Origin of the sequence: Actinophytocola sp. (genome assembly GCF_035712165.1) — a bacterium.
Lineage (GTDB): Bacteria > Actinomycetota > Actinomycetes > Mycobacteriales > Pseudonocardiaceae > DASYTH01.
In genome coordinates this window covers 1-25,015 of sequence record NZ_DASTBH010000202.1, presented here as the reverse complement: position 1 = coordinate 25,015, position 25,015 = coordinate 1, and the positions used below count along the sequence as shown (strand labels likewise).

Sequence of the window (25,015 nt, the reverse complement as noted above, 5' to 3'; positions counted from 1 at the left end):
CAGCCGTTGACCTGGGTGCCGCCGGTGTTGGCGATGGTGATGTCGGTGGTGAGGCCGTTGTTCCAGGCGTTGACGGTGTAGCTGACCCGGCACGCGGAGACCGGCGGCGGCCCGGTGGTCGTGGTGGTCGTCGTGGTGGTCGTGACCGGCGGCGTTCCGGTGTTCAGCCCCATGAACGCGATGGCCATCGCCGCCTGGCCGCCCATCGGCAGGCTGTGCCCGACGCCCTGCAGGCTGATCGCCTCGACCGGAGCCATGACCCCGGTGCCGCCGTAGCGGGTGCGGGTCCAGCCGGACTGCGGGCTGTCGGTCATGGTCGGGGTCTGGCTCACGCCGAGCACGTTGGTCCACTGCTTGATCTGCTCGCCGAAGTTGGGGAAGCGCAGCGTCGAGTCCGTGGTGCCGTGCCAGATCTGCATACGCGGCCGCGCTCCGGTGTAGCCGGGGAAGGCGGCCCGGGCGGCGTCGCCCCACTGCTGCGCGGTCCGTATCACGTTTCCGTTGGCGCAGTCGCTGTTCCAGGTGTTCGGCGGGGTGGTGGCGAAGCAGGTGTCCGGCACCCCCATGAACGCCGCGCCGGCCTTGAACACGTCCGGGTAGTTGGCCAGCAGGACGTTGGTCATCATGGCGCCCGAGGAGGCCCCGGTGACGTAGACCCGGTTCGGGTCGGCGTTGAACCGCTGCTGCACGTAGGTGACCATCGACCTGATGCCGACCGGGTCGCTGCCGCCGTCCCGCCGCAACGCCTGCTGCGTGTACACGTCGAAGCAGTTGCCGCTGCGGGTGGCGCTCGGGTAGATCACGATGAACCCGTTCTCGTCGGCGAGCCGGGCGAACTCGGTGCCGCTGAAGAAAGCCGGACCCGAGCCGGTGCAGTAGTGCACGGCGACCAGGATCGGCGGCCGGGCCTGCACCCGGTCCGGCACGTAGAGGTGCATCCGCAGGCCACTGGGGTTGTTGCCGAAGCCGGTGACCTCGACCAGGGAGGCGGCCGAGGCCGGTTGCGCCAGTTGCACGAGCGTGGCGACGACTAGCACCACGGCCGCCAGGCAGCCCAGGATCGCACCCCTGATCTTCATGAGATCTCCCTCAGACGTCGTGAAACATTTCGATTGTGTTCCGGAACATCTGGATTTGCAACCCTGAGTATTCGTCCGGTTTACACCAGGTAAGGCTGGTCGCGCCTTGACCCGTTCACAGAGCAGGTTCTAGGTTCATGAAAACTACCGGCGTTCATTCCGAAACTTTCGGAGGTGCGTGCGCATGAACCGGACGTCGATCGCCAGCCTGGTCGCCGCGGGGATCCTCACCGCCACACTCGTCACCACGTCCCAGGCGGTGGGAACGGAGGACGGCGCCGGGTTCGGCCCGCAGACCCACGCGCAGTGGGTCAACACCTGGGTCTCGATGCCGCAGCTCACCGAGCCGGGCAACATGCCGCCGCCGCCGTTCACCGGCGACAACCTGGTTTTCGCCAACAGCACGCTGCGCCAGACGATCCGGGTCACGGTCGGCGGTCAGCAGGTGCGGTTGCGGTTCTCCAACGCCTTCGGCGGTGCCGCGCTGCCCATCACGGCCGTCTCCCTCGCCCTGCCGGCCGGCGGGGCGCCCGGCGTGAGCGCGATCCAGCCCGGCAGCGCCCGGCCGGTCACCTTCAACGGCCGACCGTCGGTGGTCGTCCCGGTCGGCGCGCAGATGGTGTCCGACCCGGTGCCGCTGCGCCTCGCGCCCCGGACCAACCTCACGGTCACCATGTACCTGGCCGAAGGACAGGCGTCGGCCAACATCACCTCGCATCCCGGCTCCCGGACCACGTCCCACATGATCGCCGGCAACCACCTGGACGACGCGGACCTGCCCGGCGCGACCTCGGTGGCGCACTGGTACTTCCTCAGCGGCGCCGAGACGATCGCCACCCGCTCCACGGCCGGGGTGGCTATGCTGGGCGACTCGCTGACCGACGGCCGGGGCTCCACCACCAACGGCAACAACCGCTGGCCCGACCAACTGCTCGACCGGTTGCAGTCCCGGCCGGACACCGCCGACATCGCCGTGCTCAACCAGGCCGCCGGCGGAAACCGGGTGCTCAACGACGGCCTCGGCCCCAACGCGCTGGCCCGGCTGGACCGCGACATCTTCGCCCAGAGCGGGGTTCGCTGGATGATCGTCCTCGAAGGCGTCAACGACATCGGCACCGCGGCGGCCACCGAGGCCGCGCAGAAGCAGGTCGCCGATGACCTGATCGCCGCCTACGAGCAGATCATCGTCCGGTCGCACGCCCAGAACATCCGGGTCTACGGCGGCACCCTGCTCCCGTTCGGCGGCAACACCGCCTACGACGACCCGACCGGGTTCCGGGAGTCCGCGCGGCAGATCGTCAACCGGTGGATCCGCACCTCCCGCCAGTTCGACGCCGTGATCGACTTCGACGCGGCGGTGCGCGACCCGGCCAACCCCCGGGCCCTGCTGCCCGCCTACGACGACGGCGACCACCTGCACCTCAACCCCACCGGGTACCGGGCACTCGCCGACGCCGTTCCGGCGCGCCTGTTCCGGTGACCTTCGTCCACTCACGACTCAGAAGTCCGCCAGGAGCGGATGCGACGGGAGGTAGACCGACGACCGACGGATGTTCGCGCGCCGGATGTGCTCCGCGTAGCGGTCCACCGCGGCCGAGTAGCTGAAGGCCGGATCCAGCAGCAGGCCGAGACTCTCGACGATCTCCGGGATCTTGCGGTCCAGGTTCTCCGGACGCATGCAGGGAATCCTGGAACCGATGTAGGGCTGCGTGGGGTAGGGAAAGCCGGGCGTGTCCGGCAGCACCACGGCGAACGGCACCCCGTTGAAGAAGAACTCGACCTCGTCGCCGCCGGCGATGGTCAGCAACGGGGTTCCGACGCACGGGGCCAGCAGCGAGAACCCGGCGTTGGGCGCGACCAGCACATCGCACCGCTGCAGCAACGCGACCTGGTTCCAGACGCCGATGTCGTAGCAGTCCACGATGTCCGGGCCGCTGGCCAGCAGCTCGTCGACGGCCTGGTCGGAGTAGCCGGCCGTGTAGGTCCGCCCGCCCGCCGGCCGGCGGGCGCCGGTCACGTAGAACCTGACCGTGGGCCACGCCTCCCGGATCGCCGCGAGGATCTTCACCCAGGACGACACCTCGGGATGCTTGTGCGGGCCCGACGTGCTGCCGAGCAGCACACCGATGCGCGGTGCGCCCTGGGCGTAGCGCCGGGCGAAGACCTGGTTCGCCTCCGGCACGGTCAGCCGCACCCGCGCTCGCGGCCGGTATCCCAGCCCGTCGGGCAGGCGCATGCGCGGGCTGAGCGTGCCCCGGCCGGCGGTGGCCACCAGCGCGCCGGCCGTCAGCCGGTAGTAACGGGCCAGGGCAACGGTTTCCGGGTCACGCTGCGGCGGATAGCGGCCACCCGCCTCCTCCAGGAGCGCATTGTTGTCGTCGACGATGTAGTCCCACTCCGTGGGCATCGGCGCGAGGGCGGCGGAATCGACATTCGGGTCGAAAAAGGCCGCCACAGAAATGGTGTGGGTTCGGGTTATCCACGGGCATCCCGCGGTCAGTTCGTGAACCCCGCGGTCGGACATGGCCAGGTGGATCTCCGCGCCCGGGTTCGCGTCATGGAAACCCAAGGTATAACGCATCGCCTCAACGACGTGTCCAACCGAAGGGCGGCAAACGTAGCTGAGTAGAATTCTCGCCATCGGTTACCATGCTAGGCGGCCGGGAGCGAAATCGAGCCGGGCCTGTTTCCCCTAGGTGACAATACCCTACTTAGGGAGGGGAATGGCGACCGAGATTGCCGGACCTGACCAAAAAAGCGGGCTGCGGCACAACCGTGACTATTGGTGGTTCTGGTTCGGTCAAACAATCTCGGCACTGGGTGACGATGTCTTCACCGTCACGCTGACCTTGTGGATCGCCACCGTGGTGGTCGGCGACGAACCGTGGGCGCCGCTGGCCGTCGCCGGAGTGCTGGTGGCCGAGACCGTGCCGATCATGCTGCTGAGCCTGGTCGCGGGCGTGTACGCCGACCGCTGGAACCGCAGGCGCATCATGCTCGCCGCCGACGCCGTGCGCTGCGTCCTGGTCGCCGGACTGGCCGTGGTCGTGTTCATCGGGCCGGCGCTGCCGCGCGGCGTCGTGCTCGCGATCACCTGGACCGTGAGCGCGCTGGTCTCCGCCGCCGCGCAGTTCTTCGGCCCGGCCCGGTTCGGCATGCTGGGCGCGGTCGTCGACGACGCCGATCGCGAACGGGCGGCCAGCATCGCCACCGGATCGACGGCGCTGACCGGCATCATCGGTCCGTCCCTGGGCGCGGTGCTGCTGGTCGTGGCGGGCGCGCAGTGGGCCATGCTGCTCAACGCGGCGAGCTTCGCGGTGTCCTTCTTCGCCGTCGCCAAGATGCGCACCGGACGGGGGCCGGCGCCGCCGGCGGCCGCTGCCCACGCCCCCTTCTGGCGCGAACTGATGGAGGGCTTTCGTTACCTGGCCGGCAACCGGATGCTCAAGGTGCTGCTCATCACGACCACCACGGTGACCGCCGTGACGAGTTGCCTCGCCCCGCTCGAGGTCTTCTTCGTCACCGAGAACCTCAACGGCTCGCCTGCGGTGTACGGGATCATCGAGACGGCCGCGGGCGTGGGAGTGCTGGCCGGCGCGGCCGTGACGGCGATCTTCGTCAAGCCGTTCCGGGCGGCTTCCGTCTATGCCTATGCGATCGTCGCCAGCGGTGTCCTGCTGGCCTGCTACTCCCGGATGACCACGCCGCTCGGTGCGATCGTGATCATGTTCGTCGCCGGGTTTCCTTTGGCCGCACAGAGTTCGATGACCGGGCCGCTGATGCTGCGGGCCACGCCCGCGCAGCTGCTCGGCCGGGTCAGCACCGCGTTCCAGCCGATCAACGAGATAGCCTCACTGGTGACGCTGTCGCTGGCGGCCTGGCTGGCCAGTTCGGTGCTGCGCGACCTGGATGCCACCGTCCTGGGTGTCCACCTCGGACCGATCGACACGATCCTGCTGGCCGCCGGGGTTCTGACGGTGCTCACCGGCTTCGCCGCCGCCTGGGCGTTCCGGCGTGCCTAGAAGGCCGCCAGGGAAGGATCGGTGGGCAGGATCATGCAGTCGCGGTTGATGTTCGCCCGGGCGATGTTCTCCCGGTAGCGGTCGATGGCCGCCGGGTAGCTGAACGCGGGGTCCAGCAGCAGCCGCATCCCCTCGACGATCTCGGGAATCTTGCGGTCCAGGTTCTCCGGCCGCATGCTCGGCAGCTTGGTCGTGCTGCCCTCCGGGTAGAGCCTGCCGCGGTAGGGGAACTCGGGATCGTCCGGCAGGACCGAGTAGAACGGCACGTCGTTGAAGAAGTACTCGGGCCAGTGCCCGCCGGACAACGCCAACCAGGGTGTCCCGACGCACGGCGCCAGGAACGCGAAACCGGTGTGCGGCGAGAGGAACACGTCGCAGAGTTCCATCAGCGCGAGTTGGTTCCACAGGCCGATGTCGTAGCAGTCCGCCACGTCCGGCCCGGAGTCGAGCAACCGCTGGACGGCGTCGCCGGAGTACCCGGCCGTGCTGGTCTGGCCGCGGACCGAACCGCGCACGCCGGTCAGGAAGAACCGGACCCCGGGGAAGGCGTCCCGGATCGCACCGATGATCTTGACCCAGGAGGAGACGTCCGGGTAGCGGTAGTAGTTGTCCGACCCGCCGAGCAGGATGCAGACCTTCGGCCCCTCGTGGGCGTAGCGCCGCGCGAAGGCCCGGTTCTCCGGCGGGACCGCCATGATCACCTGGCTCTGCGGCCGGTACCCGAGACCCTCGGGCAGTTGCAGCGACGGGCTGGTGCTCCCCCGCCCCCGCGTCGCGACGAGCTGGGTGGTGGTCAGCTCGCAGTACGCCTTCAGCTGCCGCTGCACCGCCCGCTCGTCGGCGCTGAAAAAGGCATCGTCCAGGTCGTCCTCGGGGAGCAGGACCGTGGTGTCCTCGAGAATGTAGTCCCACCGCTGGGGCAGCCGGGCCACCGCGGTTCGGGCGGTGCCCGGGTCGTCGAACTCACGCAGGTCGATGGCGTGGGTTTCGGCGATCCACGGGCAGCCCCGGGTGATGTCCGGGGTCGCGCGACCATTGAGGGCGACGTGCACATCCACACCGGGATTGGCATCGGCCAGGCCCCTGGAATATCGCAGTGCTTCGACCGAATGACCGACATGTGTGTAATAGACATAATTCAGAAATACGGTCGTCACGCCTGGCGATCCTATCGCACAATTCACATCCATCGCCGACCACTAGGTAATTTCGACATGGGCAATTCCCCCTAAGTGGATCATATGGGTAATATGGGACAATCGGTGATGAACTGGTGGAGGGCGCGATGTACGAGGCTGGCTACGCCGAGTTCTACGATCGGATAACCACCGACGGCGGCAAGGACTACGCCGCCGAGGCGCGTTCGGTCGCCGGGCTGGTCCGGTCCCGCAACCCCGGCGCGCGAACCCTGCTGGACGTGGCCTGCGGCACCGGCGAGCACCTTCGCCACCTGATGCGGATGTTCGACCGGGTGGAAGGCGTGGACCTGGCCAAGCCGATGTGCGAGCGCGCCATGGACAAGCTTCCGGGGGTGGCCATCCACGTCGGCGACATGCGCACGTTGGCGCTGCCCGGCAGGTTCGACGCGGTCACCTGCCTCTACTGGACGATCGGCTACATGCAGGACCTCGACGAACTGTCGCTGGCGGTGCGGCGGATGGCCGCCCACCTCGCGCCGGGCGGGGTCCTGGTGGTCGAACCGTGGGCCGCTCCCGACGAGTACGAGGGCGGGACGGTCGACCACATCGTGGTCGAGCACGACGGACGCACGATGGTGCAGGTGATCTACGCGCACCCCCGGGACGGCCGGCTGTCCACATCGGACTTCTACAACCTGGTCGGTGACCACGCCGGGGTGCACTCGTGGACGGAGACGCACTCGCTGGGCCTGTACACGTTCGACGAGTACCTCGAGGCGTTCGGCCAGGCCGGGCTGGAGTCGGTCGAGGCGGTGCGCTGGGAGGGAAAGCGCGAGCGGATCGTGGGGATCAGGCCGCGTTGACCGGGGTCAGTCGGTCAGCGGCGGGTCGGCGGGATGCTGTGCGCGGCGAGCGACGAGCGCGGCGCGGATCCGTGCGAGCTCGCCGGGGTTGGCCGGGTCGAGGCCGGTCAGCTCACCGATCTTGCGGAGCCGGTAGTCGACGGTGTTGGGATGCACGTGCAACTCCTTGGCCGTGCGCTTGCGGTTGAGTCCACAGTCGACGTGCACGAACAGCGTCTGCAGCAGTTCCGGCGTGCGGGTCAGCGGATCCACCTGTGCGGCAAGGAGCTCTCGGGCCGGGCCCGGGCGGGAGAGCTGGAACTCCAGGGCCACGTCGGACAGCTGGTACACCCCCGGCGGGAAGCCCGCGGAATGCGCGATCTCGCGGATCTCCTTGACCACCACCGCAGCCGCGCCGACCTCGGCCGGTGCGGCCAGCGCCACCCCGGCGGTGACCGCCACCCCGCCGGCATGCCCGGCGGCGCTGACGATCCGGCGGATCCGGGCCCACCCCGGGTCCTGGTCCTCCCCGGTCGCCGGCAGCACGACCAGGCCGCCGGCCGAGGTGAGCCGGGTGAGCACCGGATCGCCCGCGGCGCGCTCCAACTCCGTGCGTAACCGCCGGATCTTGCGCCGCGCGGCCACCGCGGCGTCGACGTCCGGATCCCGCTCGTCGCCGTGCGCGGCCACCCGTAGCCCGAGCACGACGTAGGCCGGGGCCACCGCGAGGCCGGCGTGCGCGGCGGCATCGGCGATCCGTTCCCCGGACAGCAGTGCGGACAGAAACGCCTGCCGGGCGGTGTGCTCCTCGGTGAAGATTCGTTGCCGTTCCTGGAAGTACGCTGCCGACACCACCGCCGTGACGGCCCCGAGGTAGCGCAGTTGCAGCTTGCTGACCTCGACCACGGTCGGCAGGTCCTCCGGCCGCGCCTGGCTGCTGAAGTGCTCCCAGCACACCTGGACGCCGATGTGGTGCGCGCTCAGCATGGCCTCGACGGGGATGCCCTCCTCGGCCCGCTGCACGATGTCGTCGTGCAGCGCGTCGAGCAGCATGGCCGACGGCGGCGCGCCGGTGCGCAGCATGTGCACGAACGACTGGATGCCGCGTTCGATGATGCGGACGATGTCGCCGCGCAGTTCCTCCCTGGGCAGCCGGGCGTAGGCCGGCAGTTCGGCGACCACCCGGTCGAGCACCCGCGGGACCAGTTCGCTCGCCGCTTCGGCCAGCCGCTGATGTCCGGGAACGCCACCGAACGGCAGCAGCTCCGGTGCGGCCACATCGTGCTGGGTCACAACGCCTTCCCTTCATCTCTGGGAAAGTTCCAGCCGGATCCCGGAAGGTCCGCCGGCATCATGGTACGCAGTCCTGTTACTTGTCAGTAACCTTTGGAACCAGAGAGGAAGGCGGCCATGCGCAGGATCGGGGCAGGCGCGCTGGTGGCGACCCTGGTGGCGGCAGTGCTCGCCGGGCCGGCGGCACCCAGCGCGGTCGGGCAGCCCACCGACCTCCGGCAGGTGCTCTTCGTCGGCAACAACTGGGCCGGCACGGTGGACGTGGTCACTCCGGACGGGCAGCTCAGCAAGATAGGTTCGCTCAACGTCGTGCCGGACCGCACCCAGCGGCTCCTGGAGATCTACCTCAACCCCATCCGGCTGGTGTTCTTCCTGGCCGTGCGCCAGCTCATCGGCGAGGGGCACGACCAGTTCGTCGACGACATGTACACCTCCCCGGACGGCCGGCTGCTGATCGTGTCCCGGCCGAGCCTGGCCGACGTGGCCGCGATCGACATCAACACCGGGCGGCTGGCCTGGCGGTTCGCGGTGGCCGGTCAGCGATCCGACCACATGGCGCTCTCGCCGGACGGCCGGCAGGTCGCCGTGTCCGCGTCCACCGGCAACGTCGTACACCTGCTCGACGTGACGACCGGCCGTGAGGTCGGCCGGTTCGCCACCGGTGACTCGCCGCACGAGAACACCTACATCAGCGGCGGCCGCTACATCGTCAACGCCAGCATCGGGACCGTCTACACGCCACTCGACCACCCGCTGCTGGACACCACGAAGGGCGAGCGCGTCTTCGAGATCTACGACCGCACCACCAACCAGGTGGTCAAGCGCCTCGACATGAGCGCCAAGCTCGCCGAGGCGGGCTTTCCCGGGATGAGCTCGGCCGTGCGGCCGATGACCTTCTCCCCGGACGAGCGGTACGTCTACTTCCAGGTCTCGTTCTTCCACGGCTTCGTCGAGTACGACCTGCAGACCGACCGGGTGCTGCGGGTGGCCGAACTCCCGAACCTGGTGCCGGACCTGCCGCGCTCGGAGTACGTGCTCGACTCCGCGCACCACGGGATCGCGATGAACACCGCGGGAACGAAGATCTGCGTCGCCGGCACCATGTCCGACTACGCCACCGTCGTGTCCCGGGCGACGTTCGCCAACCAGGGCCTGGTTCGCGCCGGCACCAAGCCGTACTGGGCGACCCGAAGCGCCGACGGCAACTACTGCTTCGTGTCCTGGAGCGGCACCGACAGCGTCTCGGCGATCTCCTACGCCACCGGCCAGGAGGTCGCCCGGGTCGGGGTGGGCGACCACCCGCAGCGGATGCGGCTCGGCGTCGTGCCGTCCACCTGGTCGCGCTGACGGCGGTTCCGCGGCCGGCTCGTCATGGTCGTAGCGTTACGGCCATGACGAGCTGGACCGAGTTCACCGAGAGCGCGCCGAGCATCGCCGAGGTCTTCCTCCGCCGGCACGCCGCGACGCACAAGCTGTGCCTGCTCGCGACCCTGAGGTCGGACGGCTTCCCCCGGATCAGCCCGATCGAGCCCCGGATCTTCGAGGGCCGGCTGTGGCTCATGGGCATGCCGAACACCACCAAGTTCCACGACCTGGCCCGTGACCCGCGGTTCTGCCTGCACACCGCGACCGTCGACCCGAACGTCGGCGACGGCGACGCGAAGCTCTGGGGCGTTGTCGAGCATGTCGACGACGCGGACCTGCATCAGCGCTTCGCCGTCGACCTGTTCGAAGACATCGGTCTCGACCTGCGCGGGCAGCGGTTCGACCAGTTCTTCGAGGCAGACCTGACCGGCGCCTCGTCGGTCGGCATGGTCGACGGCCACCTGGACATCACCATCTGGAAGCCGGGCGAGCCCGAGCGGGTCGTCCGCAAACACTGAGCCGTACCGGCTCGGCGCGCTCAGCTCTGCGGGTCGTCCGCACCGATCACCGGGCCGCTGAGGTGGTCGGGGATATCGGCCAGCCATGGGTTGTCCGGCCCCGAGTCGCGCGGCGGGTCCGGTGCCAACGGCTCGTCATACCCCGTGTCGTCGGGCCGGACACGGCTGCGCCCGGCGCGAAAACCGCGATACGGCAGTACCGTGTCCGCGCCTTCGCCCTGCCGCCAGCGAAACAGGGCACGCACCACCGGCGAACGGCCCCACGCCAACCGATAGGTCAGCGCGTCCAACTCGTCTGCCTCGGCCCTGGCCCGCTCGGCCCGTTCCCGCTGCCACGCCCGGCTGAACCGGCCAGGCCTACGCCGCCGCATGTGCCATCCCCCCTCGACGTCACGATAGCCGGCGCCGCCGCTGGTCTCACCCCTACACGGGGTCGGCGGCGGCGGCGAACTGGGCGGAGTAGAGGCGGTGGTAGGCGCCTTCGCGTTCGAGGAGTTGGGCATGGGTGCCCTGCTCGACGATCCGGCCCGACTCCATCACCAGAATCAGGTGGGCGTCGCGGATCGTGGACAGCCGGTGCGCGATCACGAAGCTGGTCCGGGCCGACCGTAGGGCGGCCATCGCGTGCTGTACCAACGACTCCGTGCGGGTGTCCACCGAGCTGGTCGCCTCGTCCAGGATCAGCAGCGAGGGATCGGCCAGGAACGCCCGGGCTATCGTGAGCAGCTGCTTCTCACCGGCACTGACGTTGGTGCCCTCCTCGTCGATCACCGTGTCGTAGCCGTCCGGCAGCGTGCGCACGAAGTGGTCCACGTGCGCGGCCTGCGCGGCGCGGATGATCTCCTCTTCGGTCGCGCCCGGCTTGCCGTAGGCGATGTTGTCCCGGATCGTGCCGCCGAACAGCCAGGTGTCCTGCAGCACCATGCCGATCTGCGAGCGCAGGTCCTCCCGGCGCATCCGGGTGATGTCCAGCCCGTCCAGGGTGATCCGGCCCGCGTCCAGCTCGTAGAACCGCATGATCAGGTTGACCAGGGTGGTCTTGCCCGCCCCGGTGGGACCGACGATCGCCACCGTGTGGCCCGGCTCGGCCACCAGCGACAGGTCCTCGATCAACGGCTGTTCCGGCCGGTAGGAGAAGCTGATGTGCTCGAACTCGACCCGCCCGCGGCGGTCCGCCGGCAGCGTCTCGGCATCCGCCGGGTCGGGGTCCTGCTCCTCGGCGTCGAGCAGTTCGAACACCCGCTCGGCCGAGGCCACCCCGGACTGCATCAGGTTGGCCATCGAGGCCACCTGGGTCAACGGCTGGGTGAACTGACGGGAGTACTGGATGAACGCCTGCACCTCACCCAGGGTCATCGCGCCGGAGGTGATCCGCAGCCCGCCGATCACCGCCACCACCACGTAGCTGAGGTTGGACAGGAACATCATCGACGGCATGATCAGCCCGGAGATGAACTGCGCCCCGGACGCCGACTCGTACAGCTCCTCGTTGCGGCGCCGGAACTCCGCCTCCGACTCCTGCTGCCGGCCGAACACCGTGACCAGCTGGTGCCCGGTGAAGGCCTCCTCGATGTGCGCGTTGAGCGCGCCGGTCTGCCGCCACTGCGCGATGAACTTCTTCTGCGCCCGCTTGCCGATCTGCGCCGTGCTGACCACCGACAGCGGGATCACCGCCAGCGCGATCAGCGCCAGCAGCGGCGAGATGGTGAACATCATGACCAGCACGCCGACCACCATCAGCAGCGAGGTCAGCATCTGGCTCAGCGTCTGCTGCAGGGTCATCGAGATGTTGTCGATGTCGTTGGTGACCCGGGAAAGCAGCTCGCCGCGCGGCTGGCCGTCGAAGTACCGCAACGGAAGCCGGTGCAGCTTCGCCTCGACGTCCTCGCGCAGCCGGTACACCACCCGCTGCACCACGCCGGTGAGCAACCGGCCCTGCACCCAGGCGAACAGCGAGGACGCCGCGAACAGCACCATCACCCAGGTGAGCACCTCGGCCAGTGCGGTGAAGTCGATGCCGGCGCGCGGGTCGAGCACGCCGGTGAAGATGATGTCGGTGGCGTGCCCGAGAATCTTCGGCCCGGCCACGGCGAACCCGACGCTGATCACGCCCAGCACCACGACGACGGTCAGCACCACCCGCTCCGGCCGCATCCGGTCCAGCAGCCGCCGCCCGGACACCCCGAAGTTCTCCGCCTTGCCGACCGGCATGCCCATGCCGGGGAAGCCCCGGCCCATCGGACTCGGCTGCGGACGCGGACTCGCGGTCTGGGTACTCATGCCGTCACCTCGCAAGCTCGCTCGCTCATCACGCCACCTGCTCCGGGGTCAACTGCGACTCGACGATCTCCAGGTAGGTGGGGGACGTCTGGAGCAGCTCGCGATGGTTGCCGATGCCGGCGATGGTTCCGTTGTCCAGCACGATGATCTGGTCGGCGTCCAGGATGGTGGACACCCGCTGGGCGACGATGATCACAGCGGCGGACCGGATGTGCGGCCGCAGCGCCGCGCGCAGCGCCGCGTCGGTGGACAGGTCCAGCGCCGAGAACGCGTCGTCGAACAGGTAGATCTCCGGCCGGCGGATCACCGCCCTGGCGATGGACAACCGCTGCCGCTGACCGCCGGAGACGTTCGTTCCGCCCTGCGCGATCGGCTCCTCCAGCCCGCCGGGCATCGCCTCGACGAACTCCCGGGCCTGCGCGATCTCCAGCGCCTCCCACAGTTCCTCGTCGGTGACGTCCGGGTTGCCGTAGCGCAGGTTGCTCGCCACGGTGCCGGTGAACAGGTAGGCCTTCTGCGGCACCAGGCCGATCCGGCCGCGCAGCACGTCCGGGTCGAGCTCGCGCACGTCGGTGCCGTTGACCAGCACGCCGCCGCCGGTCACGTCGATCAGCCGGGGAATGAGCGAGAGCAGCGTGGACTTGCCGGTACCGGTGCTGCCGATGATCGCGGTGGTGCGGCCGGGCTCGGCCCGGAAGGAGATGTCCCGCACCACCGGGTCGGCCGCGCCCGGGTAGCGGAACTCCACGCCGCGGAACTCCACCTCGGCGCGCACCGGCAGCTCACGGACCGGGGCAGCGGGCGGAACCACCGAGGGGTCGGTGTCGAGCACCTCGTTGATCCGTTCGGCACAGACCGCCGCGCGCGGAATCATCATGCTGACGAACGTCGCCATCATGACCGCCATCAGGATCTGGATCAGGTAGTTCAGAAACGCGGTCAGCGCGCCGATCTGCATCTCCCCCGCGCCCACCCGGTGCGCGCCGAACCACAGCACGGCGACGCTGGACGCATTCATGATCAGCATGACGGTCGGGAAGATCATCGCCTGCAGCCGGCCGACCCGCAGCGCGGTCTCGGTCACCGCGGCGTTGGCGTCGGCGAACCGGCGGGTCTCGGCCGGCTCCCGGACGAACGCCCGGACCACCCGGATGCCGGACAACTGCTCCCGGAACACCCGGTTCACCTGGTCGAGCAGGTCCTGCATCTTCCGGAACTGCGGCACCATCCGAATGATGATCAACCCGATGGCGACCACCAGCACCGGCACGCAGACCACCAGCAGCCAGGACAACCCCACGTCCTCGCGCAGTGCCATGAACACGCCGGCCACGCACATGATCGGCGCGGTGACGAACATGGTGCACACCATGACCACGAGCAGTTGGACCTGCTGCACGTCGTTGGTGGTGCGGGTGATCAGCGACGGCGGGCCGAACTGGGCGACCTCGCGGGCGGAGAACGTGCCGACCCGGTGGAAGATCCCGGCCCGGACGTCACGGCCGAACGCCATCGCGGTGCGGGCGCCGAAGTAGACCGCGCCGGCCGAGCAGATGATCTGCAGCATCGTGACGGTGAGCATCCAGCCGCCGGTGGACACGATGTAGCCGGTGTCGCCGGTGACCACACCCTTGTCGATGATGTCGGCGTTGAGGCTCGGCAGGTACAGCGAGGCGACCGTTCCGATCACCTGCAGCACGAGCACCGCCGTGAGTTCGCGCCGGTATGGGCGCAGGTAGGTACGCAACAGCCGGATCAGCACACTTCCCCCTACAGAAGAAACGATCCGTATCTTATGCAGCCAACATAGGCTACGCTATTAAGATACGCAACGTATCTAAAAGGAGCCCGGATGGCCGAGATACGCAGCCGCCGCCGGGGCGAGGAACTTGAGCAGGCAATCCTGGACGCCGCCTGGGATGAGCTGTGCACCTCCGGATACGCGGGCCTGACCATCGAGGCGGTCGCCGCCCGCGCCGGCACCAGCAAGCCGGTGATCTACCGGCGCTGGTCGAGCCGGGCCGCGCTCGCCCTGGCCGCCTGGTCCGGCCGGCAGCCACCGAACACCCAGCCGATCGACACCGGCTCGCTGCGCTCGGACCTGCTCGCCATGTTCACCCGCATCGCCCGCCGGGCCGACGCCATCATGAGCCAGACCATCGCCGGCGTCATGGCCGAGGCGTTCCGCGACCCGGAGGTCATCGCCATCCTCCAGGAACAGCTCAGATCGACGCCGCTGGCCGAGGCGATCACCCGGATCGTGCACCGTGCGGCCGACCGCGGCGAGCTCCCACCGACGACCCTTCCGGACCGGGCGGCTCGCCTCCCCCTCGACCTGGTCCGCGGCGAAGCGATCCTCCGGACCGGCCCCATCACCGACGAGACCATCACCGGCATCGTCGACGAGATCTACCTTCCCCTGCTCCGCGGTCTCGGCACGAAACTCTGACCAACTGGATCCCCGGGCCTACGCCCGCATCCAGCGGCCGCGGCTGGGCCGGATGGCGGTGGACACGGGCATCACTGAGACACCAGGCGTCCGACCAGTCCCGACGGTAAGATCAACGCCCTATTCCGGCACAGTCCGGCTCAGCTTCGCGGCCAATAAGGATGACGGTACCCCGCATATCCACGACATTAGGGCTTGATCCGATCGCGAACAACGCCCATCCGGCCGCCTATCAGGGGCAGTCCCTGCGCAGGCAGGGACGCTGCGCGACTAACCCGGTACCATCCGTTCACCTGTCGTTAACCTGTGATTAATCCAATATTAAATATTGGATGCGACTCTTTTGCTGCACATTATTGAATGGCTGACCGCTCATCGAACACCCGATGACACGTTACAAGGCGTCCAGCCGGATGGCGTGACAATTCGAATTCAATGCGGCGAACTCCGCATTACTGAATTGCGTTACACACTTCATCGCATCTATTGACCTGACATCTCCAAATAACCTGTACCCATCAAACGAGGAAGGCAGATGACATCTCCGTCCGGATCCCCCAACCCTCTCATGCCGATCTGGCTCAGTCTTGGCGTCCTGTGGTCGCTGTTCGTCGGTAGCGGGGCCGGCGTTCTCACCTGGATGGCTGGTCAGTCCCCAGCTACCGCCATCCTCGCTGGTGGCGCGGCGTTCGGCGGCACACTAGCTTTGGCGATCCTGATCATTTGCTTGTTCAAACGTTGACCAAGTCGTCCCTGACGGTCCTACTGGAGTCGATCAGCGACATCCGACTGGGATCACCCACCGCGCGAGCACCGTTTTCAACCGGGATATTCCATCGACACCCGCCGCGCAGACGAAATCATCATCCGGACGCCGCCCGGCGTCATGGCCGAGGCGTTCCGCGAGAATTCCGCCCCACTCAGTTACTGCCCTGGGTCTGAGTGGCCACCTCGCGGGCGATGTCGATGCGGGAGCGGACGCCGAGCTTGGCCAGGATGTGCGACACGTGCGTGCCGACGGTGCGGGGCGAGAGGACCAGGTGTTCGGCGATCGCGCGGTTGGGCAGGCCCTCGGCGACCAGTTGGGCGATCCGCATCTCGGTCGGGGTCAGGCTGTTCCAGCCGACCCGGTTGTGCCGGTGCTTGGCGCGCGGGCCGCGCCGGATGCCGTGCCGGCGCAGCTCCGCCCGCAGGTGGGCCAGATCCCAGCTCGCGCCCAGCCGGCCGTAGAGATCGTCGGCGCGGGTGAACGCCGAGCGCGCGGGCGTGCGGTCGCCCCGGCCGGCGAACGCGATGGCGGCGGCCTCCAGCGCCTTGGCACTCATCAGCGGCCGGTCCGCGTCGTCGTAACGGTCGGCGGCGTGCAGCAGCAGGCCGGGATCGTCGTCGAGCAGGCCGCGGCAGTAGGCGTCGGCGGCGAGCCGGTGCGGAACCTGGGAGCGTAGGGCCAGGCTCGCCGCCTGGGCCGCGACGTCCACGGCGGTCCCGGAGTCGTCGAGGGAGACGGCCAGCCGCGCGGCTTCCGGCAGCAGGTCCTCCATCTCGTCGAGCTCCTCGGCGTCGTTGCTCACCCCGGCGGTGAGCACCGCGAGCGCCTCGTCCGGCGCCCCGGCGATCTCCTGGTCAAGGCTTCTGGCCAGGGTCAGCGTGGCCACCACCCGGTTACCGATCTTCTCCGCGCTCGGCTCGGCCAGGCTCAGGTGCTGCCGGGCGGTGTCCGGGTCACCCCGGTGGAACGCGATCACGGCGGCGACCCCGCGGTCGCAGCAGGTGGCGCCGGGATCCTTGAACTCGTCCGACAGCACCTCCACCTCGGCCTGCGCGTCGTCCCAGCGCCCGACCTCGAACAGCAGCTCGCCCAACGCACATTGGGCCTGCGCCAGGCGAACCAGGCTGCCCGCGTGGTCGGCCCGCTGGCGCACCCGCTCGGCGGTGGCGATCGCGTCGCCGTAGCGGTCCATGTCGCCGAGCGCGACCGCCTGGTTGATCTCCAACAGCAGCCCCAGATCCGTCAGTCCGGGGTTGTCCCGCACGACCCGCAGCGCCCGCTCGAACAGCGGCAGCGCGGCGGCCACGTCACCACGCATCAGCGCCACGATGATCAGCACATGCAGGGACCAGCCGATCGCCCACTGATCGCCGGCCTTCTCAGCGGTACGCAACGCGTCCCGGGCCACCCGGCCCGCCACGCTGACCTCGCCGAGGTTGCGGTGTGCCCGGGCAGTGAGCACCTGCAACCGGGCCCGCTGCCGCGCGGAGATCGACGGCACCACCAGCGCCCGGGACAGTGTCTCGAGCGAGTCGCCCGCCCTGCCTTCCAATGTTCGGCACTGGGTCACGGTCCAGTGCAAATCGACCAGCAGATCCGGATCGTCGACCACGGTCATGGCGTTGGCCGCGATCCGCTCGGCCTCGGCCGAGTCGCCGGTGCGGTACAGCGCGTCCGCCAGCCGGCAGGCCAGCACGGCGCCGCGTTTGGTGGTCACCGGCGAGCGGTCGCTGCCCTGCCGCAGCAGCTGGATCGCCGCCTTGGGGTTCTGCGCGACCAGCGAGGGGGCCGCGTCGACCATCCAGCTCAGCAACGACTCGTCCAGCGGACCGGCACCGGCCGAGCTCCCCGCGCGCAACAACTGTCTGGCCACTCGGAGGGTCGGCGCCCCGGCTCTGGCCAGCGCGGTGGCCGCCTCGCGATGCCAGGCGGCGCGGACCGACACCGGGATGTCGTCGTACAGCGCGTCCCGGATCAACGGATGCCGAAACGACAGCTTCTCCCCCGCCTCTTCGAGAACGCCCGCCGTACGGGCCTCGTCGATCACCGGCACCAACTCGGCGATCCGCCGGTCCAGCACGATCGCCAGGTCCGAGGCCAGGAACTCGACCCCGAGCAGAGCCGCGCCGCGCAACACCGAACGGGCCTCACGCGGCACGAAATCCAGCCGGTGGGCGATGGCGGCGACCAGCGAGTCGGGCACCGGCCCGGCGGTGACCTCGACCAGACCGGCGTCGGTGACCTTCAGCCGGGTGGACCGGGCCAGCGCGCCGAGCAACTCGGTCAGGTAGAGCGGGTTTCCGGCCGCGCCGTCGGCGAGCCTGAGCAGTTGCTCGCCCGGCTTACCAGCCGCGATCGTGGCGATCAGGTCGGCGACGGCCGCGTCGGGCAAACCCTCGAGCCGGATCATGTTCTCCTCGCCGACCGCACGCTGCAGCGCCAGCAGCTCGTCGCGCTGAGGGACCGGCCGGGTGGTGCCGATCAGGAGCAGCGGCGCTCGATCGGCCGAACGGGCCAACCATTCCCAGACGCTGATCGTCGCCGAATCGGCCCATTGAAGATCATCGACGAGCAGCACCGTCGGCTCGGCCGAGCACAACTCGGTCATCAAGGTCAACAATTGTTCCGCCGCCGCGATCGCCGGGTCGGCGCCATTACTGATCAATTCGCCCTGAAGCAGGCGCAGAATCGTCGCCAGCCGGGGCTCGTCGGACGACTCCCGGGCCCGCAGGGCGTCCACCAGCGGCTGAAGCGGCAGGTCCTGGCCCAGCTCGTCGGCACCGGCCCGGAACACCTGACAGCCTTGGTGCTCCGCCATTGTCGCCGCGGCCCGGGCCAGAGCGGACTTCCCGATGCCCGGCTCACCCTCGACCAGGACGGCTCGCCCGGTCCCGGCGATAAGATCGAGAATCCATTCCTCGAGCTGGTCGAGCTCCGCTTCACGGCCGATAAGGGTGACGGTACCCCGCATATCCACGACAGTACGGCTTGATCCGGCCGCAAACAACGCCCACCCGGTCACTTATCTGCACCGGCCCTTGCGCAGGCAGCGGCGTCGCGCGACAAACTCGGTATCATCCGTTCACCCGCTGTTAACCCTCGATTAATCCAATATTAAATGTCGGGTGCGACCCTTTGTTCACCTTAACGGTATGTTTCGCCACATGTATGCCGACCACGCCGTTAAATTAGGATAGCGGGACCTACCGTTTTTGGAAATCCTCCATTTTCAGGCCTAAGTCGGGGAGGCCGACATGCGTGTTCTGAGGATGATCCTTGCTGTCGTGGTATCGGTTCTGGCGATGTTGGGCGCCCAGAGCGCCCTGGTCGCCGGCGCTGACCCGCCCGGGATGACCCACGACGGAGTGGAGATGATCGTTAGGTGACAAATTGGTCTGCTCACCAATTTGTACGTACGATGCGAGGTCCCAGTGACGGGCCATTGTGATCCCTTCGCCGCCCGGGTTCACTCATGGCCCGCCACAGGGCGAGGTGAGGCCTTTCCTCGCCCTGGCTCGAGCCGCAGTATCGAGCCTGGGACCTCGCGTGCTATTCGCTTTTCCGCCATTCGCGTCGCCCGTGCGGCGGCGCGATCTTGAAGTGCATGACCAAGGTCAACGAGGCGTACCCCCAGCCGGCCCTCGTCAACCACGCTGACCTGCTCCTTTCGTCCCGCGTCCGCGTCGAGCAGCCGGAGCACGAACCGCGCGATCTGGTTGTTGACGCTCGATAGCTCAGCCATGAGCACCAGCTCGTCATGCCAGTCCGACGACGACGCAGTCACCACTTCACCTCTCGGGTCCTGGCGCGACTCTCCAACGGGATGGATGAACTCCGCGCGCCTGGGCATGGGGAAACCCTCTCGTCATCGGCGTACCGAGACATCGGTCAGTTGACCGATATCCAGTGGTGCTTGCGCGATGCATACCGGATATGCATACTCAGTATCCATGTCAGTCAGGTATGGGCTGCTCGCCCTGTTGGAACGCGGGCCGATGTACGGGTACCAGCTGCGCACCGCGTTCGAAGAGTCCACCGGCGGCACGTGGCCGCTGAACATCGGGCAGGTGTACACCACGCTGTCCCGGCTGGAACGCGACGACCTGGTGTCCGCGTTGCCGGAGCAGGACGGCGGGCAGCGGTCCTACGAGATCACCGGCGCCGGGCGGGCCGAGTTGGCGCTCTGGTTCGCCACGCCGGTCGAGCGGGCGGACCGGCCGCGCGACGAGTTGGCGATCAAGCTCGCGCTGGCGTTGACCACGCCGGGGGTCGATGTGCGGGCGGTCGTGCAGACCCAGCGCACCGCCACCATGCGCGCCCTGCAGGAGTTCACCCGGCTCAAGGCGGCGGATGCCGAGCCGGCCGAACTGCCCTGGCGCCTTGTGCTGGACGCGATGATCTTCCAGGCGGAGGCGGAGGCCCGCTGGCTGGACCACTGCGAGGCCAGCCTGGTCCGCTACCCGCCGGCAACGCGGAGCGCCACGGCGCCGGCCGCGCAGCCGCACCGACCGGGCGAGGTGCGCAGCCGATGACCATCCTCGAACTCACCGGCGTACACCGCACGCACGGCAGCGGCGAGACCGAGGTGCACGCCCTGCGCGGGATCACGCTGACCATCGCGGCCGGCGAGTTGGTCGCGGTGATGGGACCGTCCGGCTCGGGCAAGTCGACGCTGCTCAACCTGGCCGGCGGGCTGGACCGGCCCAGCCAGGGCACGGTGCGGGTGGAGGGCACGGAGTTGGGTGGGTGCGGCCGGCGGGCGCTGGCGGCGTTACGCCGCCGCCGGATCGGCTACGTGTTCCAGGATCTGAACCTGCTGGCCAGCCTCACCGCGGCGGAGAACGTGGCGCTGCCGCTGGAACTGGACGGGATGGGGCGCCGCAAGGCGGCCCGGCTCGCCGGCGCCGCACTGTCCGAAGTGGACCTCGCCGGCTACGACGCCCGGTTCCCGGACGAGATGTCCGGCGGGCAGCAACAGCGGGTGGCGATCGCCCGGGCGCTGATCGGCGACCGGCGGCTGATCCTGGCCGACGAGCCCACCGGGGCACTGGACTCGCAGACCGGCGAGACCGTGCTGCGCCTGCTCCGGTCCAAAGTGGACGAAGGGGCGGCCGGCGTGCTGGTCACCCACGACGCCCGGCACGCGGCCTGGGCCGACCGGGTGGTGTTCCTGCGCGACGGGGTCATCGTGGACACCGCCGGTCCGCTCGCCGAGCCCGACGAACTGCTCAACACCCCGGGCGTGGCCCGATGACCGGGATGCGCCCGGCACTGCGCATCGCCCGGCGCGAGGCGCTGGCCGCCAAGGGACGCTCGGTCCTGGTCGTGGCGCTGATCATGGTGCCGGTGGCGGCGGTGACGTTCCTGTCGATCGCCTGGGACAGCTTCGAGCTCACCGTCGGCGAACGGGCCGACCGGCAGATGGGCGCCGCGGCGGCCGTGGTCAGCTGGCCCGGCGAGAACCCGGTGCGACAACTACCGGACCACGCGATCGCGTTCCCGGTGGACTCGACGAAGCCGCCGGGGTCGGGTGCGGCGTCCGACGACCGGCTGCGCGCGCTGCTCCCTCCCGGCACCAGGTTCATCCGCGACCAGGACGGCAACCTGACCGTGCACACGGCCTCCGGGATCGGCACCATCACCACCCGGAGCCTCGACTACGCCGACCCCCTGGCCGTCGGCATCTACCGGCCGCTGCAAGGCCGTGCGCCGGCAGCCGCCGACGAGATCGCGCTCACTCCGGCGGCCAGCGACCGGCTCGGTGCCGGTGTCGGCGGCACGGTGCGCCCGGCCGACGGCGGCCCGACCCTGCGGGTCGTCGCGATCGTGGAGGACCCGGGGGATCTGGCGGCCACCACGATCGTGCGACCCAGCCAGGCGGCCGGGGCCACGGACCGGGCGGACCTGCGCTGGCTGGTGGCCACGCCCAACCCGATGACCTGGCAACAGGTCAAGGAGCTCAACACGCACGGCCTGGTCGCGGTCTCCCGGCAGGTACTGGAGAACCCGCCGAGTGGAGCCGAGCGGTACGAGATGGACGTGGGCGTCCGGGAGGGCGGGGAGGTGGACCGGGGCGTGCTCACCCTGGTCGCCGGGTTCGCCATGCTGGAGATCATTCTGCTGGCCGGCCCCGCGTTCGCGGTGAGCGCCCGGCGGCGCAGGCGGGACCTGGCCATGGTCGCCGCGACCGGCGGCACCCCGGCGCAGGTGCGCCGGATCATGCTCGCCGACGGGCTGGTGCTCGGGTCGGTCGCCGCGGTGGCCGGCGCCGGGCTGGGGATCGCGGCGGCCGCGCTCGCCCTGCCGCTGGCCGAGCAAGCCGAAGGCATCCGGACCGAGGGCCTTCGGGTGGCCGCCGTCCCCGTCCTGGTGATCATCGCCTTGGCCGTGCTGACCGGGACGCTCGCCGCGGTGGTACCCGCCTGGATCTCCGGCCGCCAGGACGTGGTCGCCGCGCTGGCCGGCCGGCGCGGCATAGTCCGCAGCCGCAGGCGCTGGCCGATCCTCGGGCTGGTGCTGGTGGCCGGCGGGGCCGGGCTGGCGGTCCTCGGTGCCTCCCAGGTCAACCAGATCCTCATCCTCGCCGCGCTGATCGTGACCGAGTTGGGTCTCGTGCTGTGCACGCCGGCCCTGCTCGGCTTCCTCGCCCGGCTCGGGCGCGTGCTGCCGCTGGCACCGCGCATGGCGCTGCGCGACACCGCGCGTAACCGCACCGCCGCGGCGCCGGCGATCTCGGCGGTGATGGCCGCGGTGATCGGCAGCATCGTCATCAGCATCACGCTGCTGGCGGCGCAGGGACAGGAGGCCGCGGAGAACGCCGGCCGGCCCGGCGACGTGGTCGTCGGGTACGCGGACGACCTCCCGGGGAACAACCGCCCGTTGCCCCCGGACGCACTGGACACTCTGCGCCGCGTCATGCCGGTCGCGGCGGTCGCGGAGATCAACCTGCCGCAGTGCGGGGGCCGGAAGTGTTTCGTGCGCGCCAAGATCCCCGACGCACGGGCCTGCCCGTACACCATGGACCGGTTGGAACGCGAGCCGACCGCGGAGGAGCAGCGCGCCGCGCGTGGCGACGCGCGCTGCGCGGGGGTCGGGCAGGCGCACACCTACTTCGACACCATTGGCGGCATCTGGGGTCCGGCGTTCATCATCGACGAGAACGCGGTGAGCACCATCATCGAGATTCCGGAGCAGGACCGCGACCAGGTCGTCGCCGCCCTGCGCGGCGGCGCGGTGGTGGTGGACGACGAACGCTACCTGGACAACGGCCGGGTGACCCTCTCGGTCGAGGAACCGGCGACCGACCGTCGCGCGCGGACGCTGACGGCGGCCGGTTTCGTACTGCCGCACAAGCCGGAGGCCCCCATCGTCCTGCTGACCGAGGCGACCGCGCGGTCACTCGGGCTGGACTCCGCCCCCCTCGTCACGCTCGCCAGCACCACCCGGATGCCCACCGTCGCGGAGCATGACCGGCTCCAGGCCGAACTGGGCAGCGAGTACCGGGTGACCGTCGACCGGGGCGCCGAGCCGGACACCCAGGAACTGCTCGTGCTGGCCATCGTGGCCGGGCTGATCGCGGTTGGCACCGCCGTGTTCGCCACCGGGCTGACCGCCGCGGACGGCCGAGCGGATCTTGGGACGCTGGCGGCCGTCGGCGCCGCGCCTCGGCTGCGCCGGGTCCTGATGCTGAGCCAGTCCGGGCTGATCGCCGGGTTGGGATCGGTGCTCGGCGCCATCGCCGGGCTGGGCGCGTCGGTCGCGGTGCTCTCGGCGCTCAACCAGCGCTACGCAGCGACGTGGCCCGCTCCCCCGCCGCTGCCGATCACCGTGCCCTGGCTGAACCTGGCCGTCGCGGTGCTGATCGTCCCGGCCGTGGCGATGCTCGGCACGGGCCTGCTGACCCGCTCCCGGCTGCCGATCGAACGCCGCCGCTGATCCGACGGAATTGTCCACCGGCACACCGGAATCGGCTCGCGAACCGCACCTAGGGTCCAAAGGGGTGGACTCCCGACGGATCGAGGTGTGCCGGTGCGAGTGATCAGCAGCGTGGTCGCGGCGGTCGTGATCGTCACCGGCGCGGCCGGTCCGGCGGAAGCGGGAGCGTGCCCGACGTTGACGGTGGCCCTGGACGGCAGTGGTGACCACACCACCGTCCAGGCCGCCGTCGACGCGGTTCCGGACGGCACGCCGCACACGATCCGGATCAGACCCGGGCGCTACCGGGAGGTGGTCCGGGTGCCGGCCGGCAAGACCGGGCTGACCATGGTCGGCAGCACCGGCGACCCGGCCGACGTGGTGATCGACTTCGACAACGCGTCGGGCACCCTGCGTCCGGACGGAACCCCGTTCGGCACCACCGGAAGCGCCACCGTGACGATCGCGGCGAGCGACTTCACCGCCCGGCACATCACGTTCAGCAACTCCTTCGACCGGGCCGCCCACCCCGAGATCACCGCGACCCAGGCGGTGGCGGTGAAGGCGACCGGCGACCGGATGCTGTTCGAGCACGACCGGTTCCTCGGCCACCAGGACACGCTCTACGCCGACACCGCGAGCGTCGATGTCCGGGCCCGCCAGTACTACCTGCGGTCCACCATCGTCGGCGACGTGGACTTCATGTTCGGCCGGGCGACGGCGGTGTTCGACCGGGTCACGATCACCGCGCTGGACCGCGGTGGCGACCCCAACGGCTACCTGACCGCGGCGAGCACCCGGGCGGACAACCCGCACGGTTTCCTGATCACCCGCAGCCGGGTGACCAGCCCGGCCGCCGCGCAGACCTACTTCCTCGGCCGGCCATGGCATCCGGGCGGCGACCCGGCCGCCGTCGCGCAGGTCGTGATCCGGGACACCGTGCTGCCGGCGGCGGTCAAGAGCGCGCCCTGGACCGACTTCTCCGGGTTCTCCTGGCGCGACGCCCGGCTGTTCGAGTACCGCAACACCGGTCCCGGCGCCGGCATCGGCCCGGACCGCCCGCAACTCACCGACGCCGAAGCCGCCCGGCACACCGTCGCGGCCTACCTCGGCGACTGGCGGCCGCACGGACACTAGCCGGCCGCCCGGACCAGTTCCAGGAGCTTTTCGGAGCCGTCGGACAGCCGCTGGGCGGCGGACTCCAGCCGCGCGGGATCCGCGGCGTCCAGTGCCTCGGGCAGGGTCGCCGCCGCGTCGGACAGGCTCGCCAGACCGGTGTGCCACAGTTCGGCGGCCCGGGCGCCGGGCGGGTCGGGATAGTCCGCCGCCCCGGCGACGGTCTCGG

The 25,015-nt window shown here is 69.7% G+C and carries 20 protein-coding genes; 10 read left to right on the top strand and 10 right to left on the bottom strand.

The features are described 5' to 3' along the window. The coding region (locus VFO68_RS11360; protein ID WP_325158187.1) for a PHB depolymerase family esterase at positions 1 to 1,079 on the bottom strand (1,079 nt) is incomplete at its 3' end. Between the two features lie 184 nt (positions 1,080 to 1,263). On the opposite strand from VFO68_RS11360, the gene VFO68_RS11355 reads away from it, so the two are divergent. Next, a complete protein-coding gene (locus tag VFO68_RS11355) occupies positions 1,264 to 2,559 on the top strand; it encodes an SGNH/GDSL hydrolase family protein (protein ID WP_325158186.1) in 1,296 nt (431 codons plus the stop codon). A gap of 18 nt (positions 2,560 to 2,577) precedes the next feature. On the opposite strand, the gene VFO68_RS11350 is transcribed toward VFO68_RS11355, so the two are convergent. Next, the gene (locus VFO68_RS11350; RefSeq protein WP_325158185.1) at positions 2,578 to 3,486 is read right to left on the bottom strand and encodes a hypothetical protein; all 909 of its coding nucleotides are present in this window, start codon (positions 3,484 to 3,486) and stop codon (positions 2,578 to 2,580) included. A 316-nt stretch (positions 3,487 to 3,802) separates the two neighbouring features. Here VFO68_RS11350 and VFO68_RS11345 point away from each other — a divergent pair, with 316 nt between their 5' ends. Next, a complete protein-coding gene (locus VFO68_RS11345; protein WP_325158184.1) occupies positions 3,803 to 5,101 on the top strand; it encodes an MFS transporter in 1,299 nt (432 codons plus the stop codon). Here VFO68_RS11345 and VFO68_RS11340 read toward each other — a convergent pair. After that, complete coding sequence (locus VFO68_RS11340; protein ID WP_325158183.1) at positions 5,098 to 6,159, bottom strand: hypothetical protein; 1,062 nt, start codon at positions 6,157 to 6,159, stop codon at positions 5,098 to 5,100. The genes VFO68_RS11345 and VFO68_RS11340 overlap by 4 nt on opposite strands. Before the next feature lie 227 nt (positions 6,160 to 6,386). Here VFO68_RS11340 and VFO68_RS11335 point away from each other — a divergent pair, with 227 nt between their 5' ends. After that, positions 6,387 to 7,103 carry a class I SAM-dependent methyltransferase gene (locus VFO68_RS11335; RefSeq protein ID WP_325158182.1) on the top strand — a complete coding sequence of 239 codons (717 nt, stop codon included), beginning with the start codon at positions 6,387 to 6,389 and terminating at the stop codon, positions 7,101 to 7,103. Between the two features lie 6 nt (positions 7,104 to 7,109). On the opposite strand, the gene VFO68_RS11330 is transcribed toward VFO68_RS11335, so the two are convergent. After that, positions 7,110 to 8,375, bottom strand: a complete 1,266-nt coding sequence (locus VFO68_RS11330; protein ID WP_325158181.1) for a helix-turn-helix domain-containing protein — start codon at positions 8,373 to 8,375, stop codon at positions 7,110 to 7,112. A gap of 117 nt (positions 8,376 to 8,492) precedes the next feature. On the opposite strand from VFO68_RS11330, the gene VFO68_RS11325 reads away from it, so the two are divergent. Together VFO68_RS11325 and VFO68_RS11320 are read left to right on the top strand one after the other, a co-directional pair. Continuing rightward, positions 8,493 to 9,722 (top strand): WD40 repeat domain-containing protein, encoded by a 1,230-nt coding sequence (locus VFO68_RS11325; RefSeq protein WP_325158180.1) that lies wholly within the window; start codon positions 8,493 to 8,495, stop codon positions 9,720 to 9,722. Positions 9,723 to 9,766: 44 nt separating this feature from the next. Continuing rightward, complete coding sequence (locus VFO68_RS11320) at positions 9,767 to 10,258, top strand: pyridoxamine 5'-phosphate oxidase family protein (protein WP_325158179.1); 492 nt, start codon at positions 9,767 to 9,769, stop codon at positions 10,256 to 10,258. Positions 10,259 to 10,278: 20 nt separating this feature from the next. On the opposite strand, the gene VFO68_RS11315 is transcribed toward VFO68_RS11320, so the two are convergent. From VFO68_RS11315 to VFO68_RS11305, 3 genes are all read right to left on the bottom strand, one after another. Continuing rightward, positions 10,279 to 10,548, bottom strand: coding sequence for a hypothetical protein (locus VFO68_RS11315; RefSeq protein WP_325158178.1), 270 nt, complete (start codon positions 10,546 to 10,548; stop codon positions 10,279 to 10,281). A gap of 133 nt (positions 10,549 to 10,681) precedes the next feature. Further along, entirely contained in the window at positions 10,682 to 12,538 is a 1,857-nt protein-coding gene (locus VFO68_RS11310) for an ABC transporter ATP-binding protein (RefSeq protein WP_414635486.1), read from the bottom strand. A gap of 28 nt (positions 12,539 to 12,566) precedes the next feature. Further along, complete coding sequence (locus VFO68_RS11305; protein ID WP_325158177.1) at positions 12,567 to 14,300, bottom strand: ABC transporter ATP-binding protein; 1,734 nt, start codon at positions 14,298 to 14,300, stop codon at positions 12,567 to 12,569. 90 nt (positions 14,301 to 14,390) lie between these two features. On the opposite strand from VFO68_RS11305, the gene VFO68_RS11300 reads away from it, so the two are divergent. Further along, a complete protein-coding gene (locus VFO68_RS11300) occupies positions 14,391 to 14,987 on the top strand; it encodes a TetR/AcrR family transcriptional regulator (RefSeq protein WP_325158176.1) in 597 nt (198 codons plus the stop codon). Between the two features lie 920 nt (positions 14,988 to 15,907). On the opposite strand, the gene VFO68_RS11295 is transcribed toward VFO68_RS11300, so the two are convergent. Further along, entirely contained in the window at positions 15,908 to 18,727 is a 2,820-nt protein-coding gene (locus tag VFO68_RS11295) for an ATP-binding protein (RefSeq protein ID WP_325158175.1), read from the bottom strand. Positions 18,728 to 19,222: 495 nt separating this feature from the next. Then, positions 19,223 to 19,540: a hypothetical protein gene (locus tag VFO68_RS11290; RefSeq protein WP_325158174.1), complete on the bottom strand. Its 318-nt coding sequence runs from the start codon at positions 19,538 to 19,540 to the stop codon at positions 19,223 to 19,225. A gap of 166 nt (positions 19,541 to 19,706) precedes the next feature. Between VFO68_RS11290 and VFO68_RS11285 the strand changes: the two genes are divergently transcribed. The 4 genes from VFO68_RS11285 (at position 19,707) to VFO68_RS11270 (ending at position 24,807) form a co-directional block, all read left to right on the top strand. Next, the gene (locus tag VFO68_RS11285; RefSeq protein ID WP_325158173.1) at positions 19,707 to 20,288 is read left to right on the top strand and encodes a PadR family transcriptional regulator; all 582 of its coding nucleotides are present in this window, start codon (positions 19,707 to 19,709) and stop codon (positions 20,286 to 20,288) included. Further along, positions 20,285 to 21,010, top strand: coding sequence for an ABC transporter ATP-binding protein (locus tag VFO68_RS11280; RefSeq protein ID WP_325158172.1), 726 nt, complete (start codon positions 20,285 to 20,287; stop codon positions 21,008 to 21,010). Before VFO68_RS11285 ends, VFO68_RS11280 begins: the two co-directional genes overlap by 4 nt. Continuing rightward, on the top strand, positions 21,007 to 23,691 hold the full coding sequence (locus tag VFO68_RS11275; RefSeq protein WP_325158171.1) for an ABC transporter permease: 2,685 nt from the start codon (positions 21,007 to 21,009) through the stop codon (positions 23,689 to 23,691). Before VFO68_RS11280 ends, VFO68_RS11275 begins: the two co-directional genes overlap by 4 nt. 93 nt (positions 23,692 to 23,784) lie before the next feature. Then, positions 23,785 to 24,807: a pectinesterase family protein gene (locus tag VFO68_RS11270; RefSeq protein WP_325158170.1), complete on the top strand. Its 1,023-nt coding sequence runs from the start codon at positions 23,785 to 23,787 to the stop codon at positions 24,805 to 24,807. Here the strand turns inward: VFO68_RS11270 and VFO68_RS11265 are convergent. Then, positions 24,804 to 25,015, bottom strand: a 212-nt coding sequence (locus VFO68_RS11265; RefSeq protein ID WP_325158169.1) for a hypothetical protein, incomplete at its 5' end; no start/stop codon positions are given. The two genes, VFO68_RS11270 and VFO68_RS11265, sit on opposite strands and share 4 nt — an antisense overlap.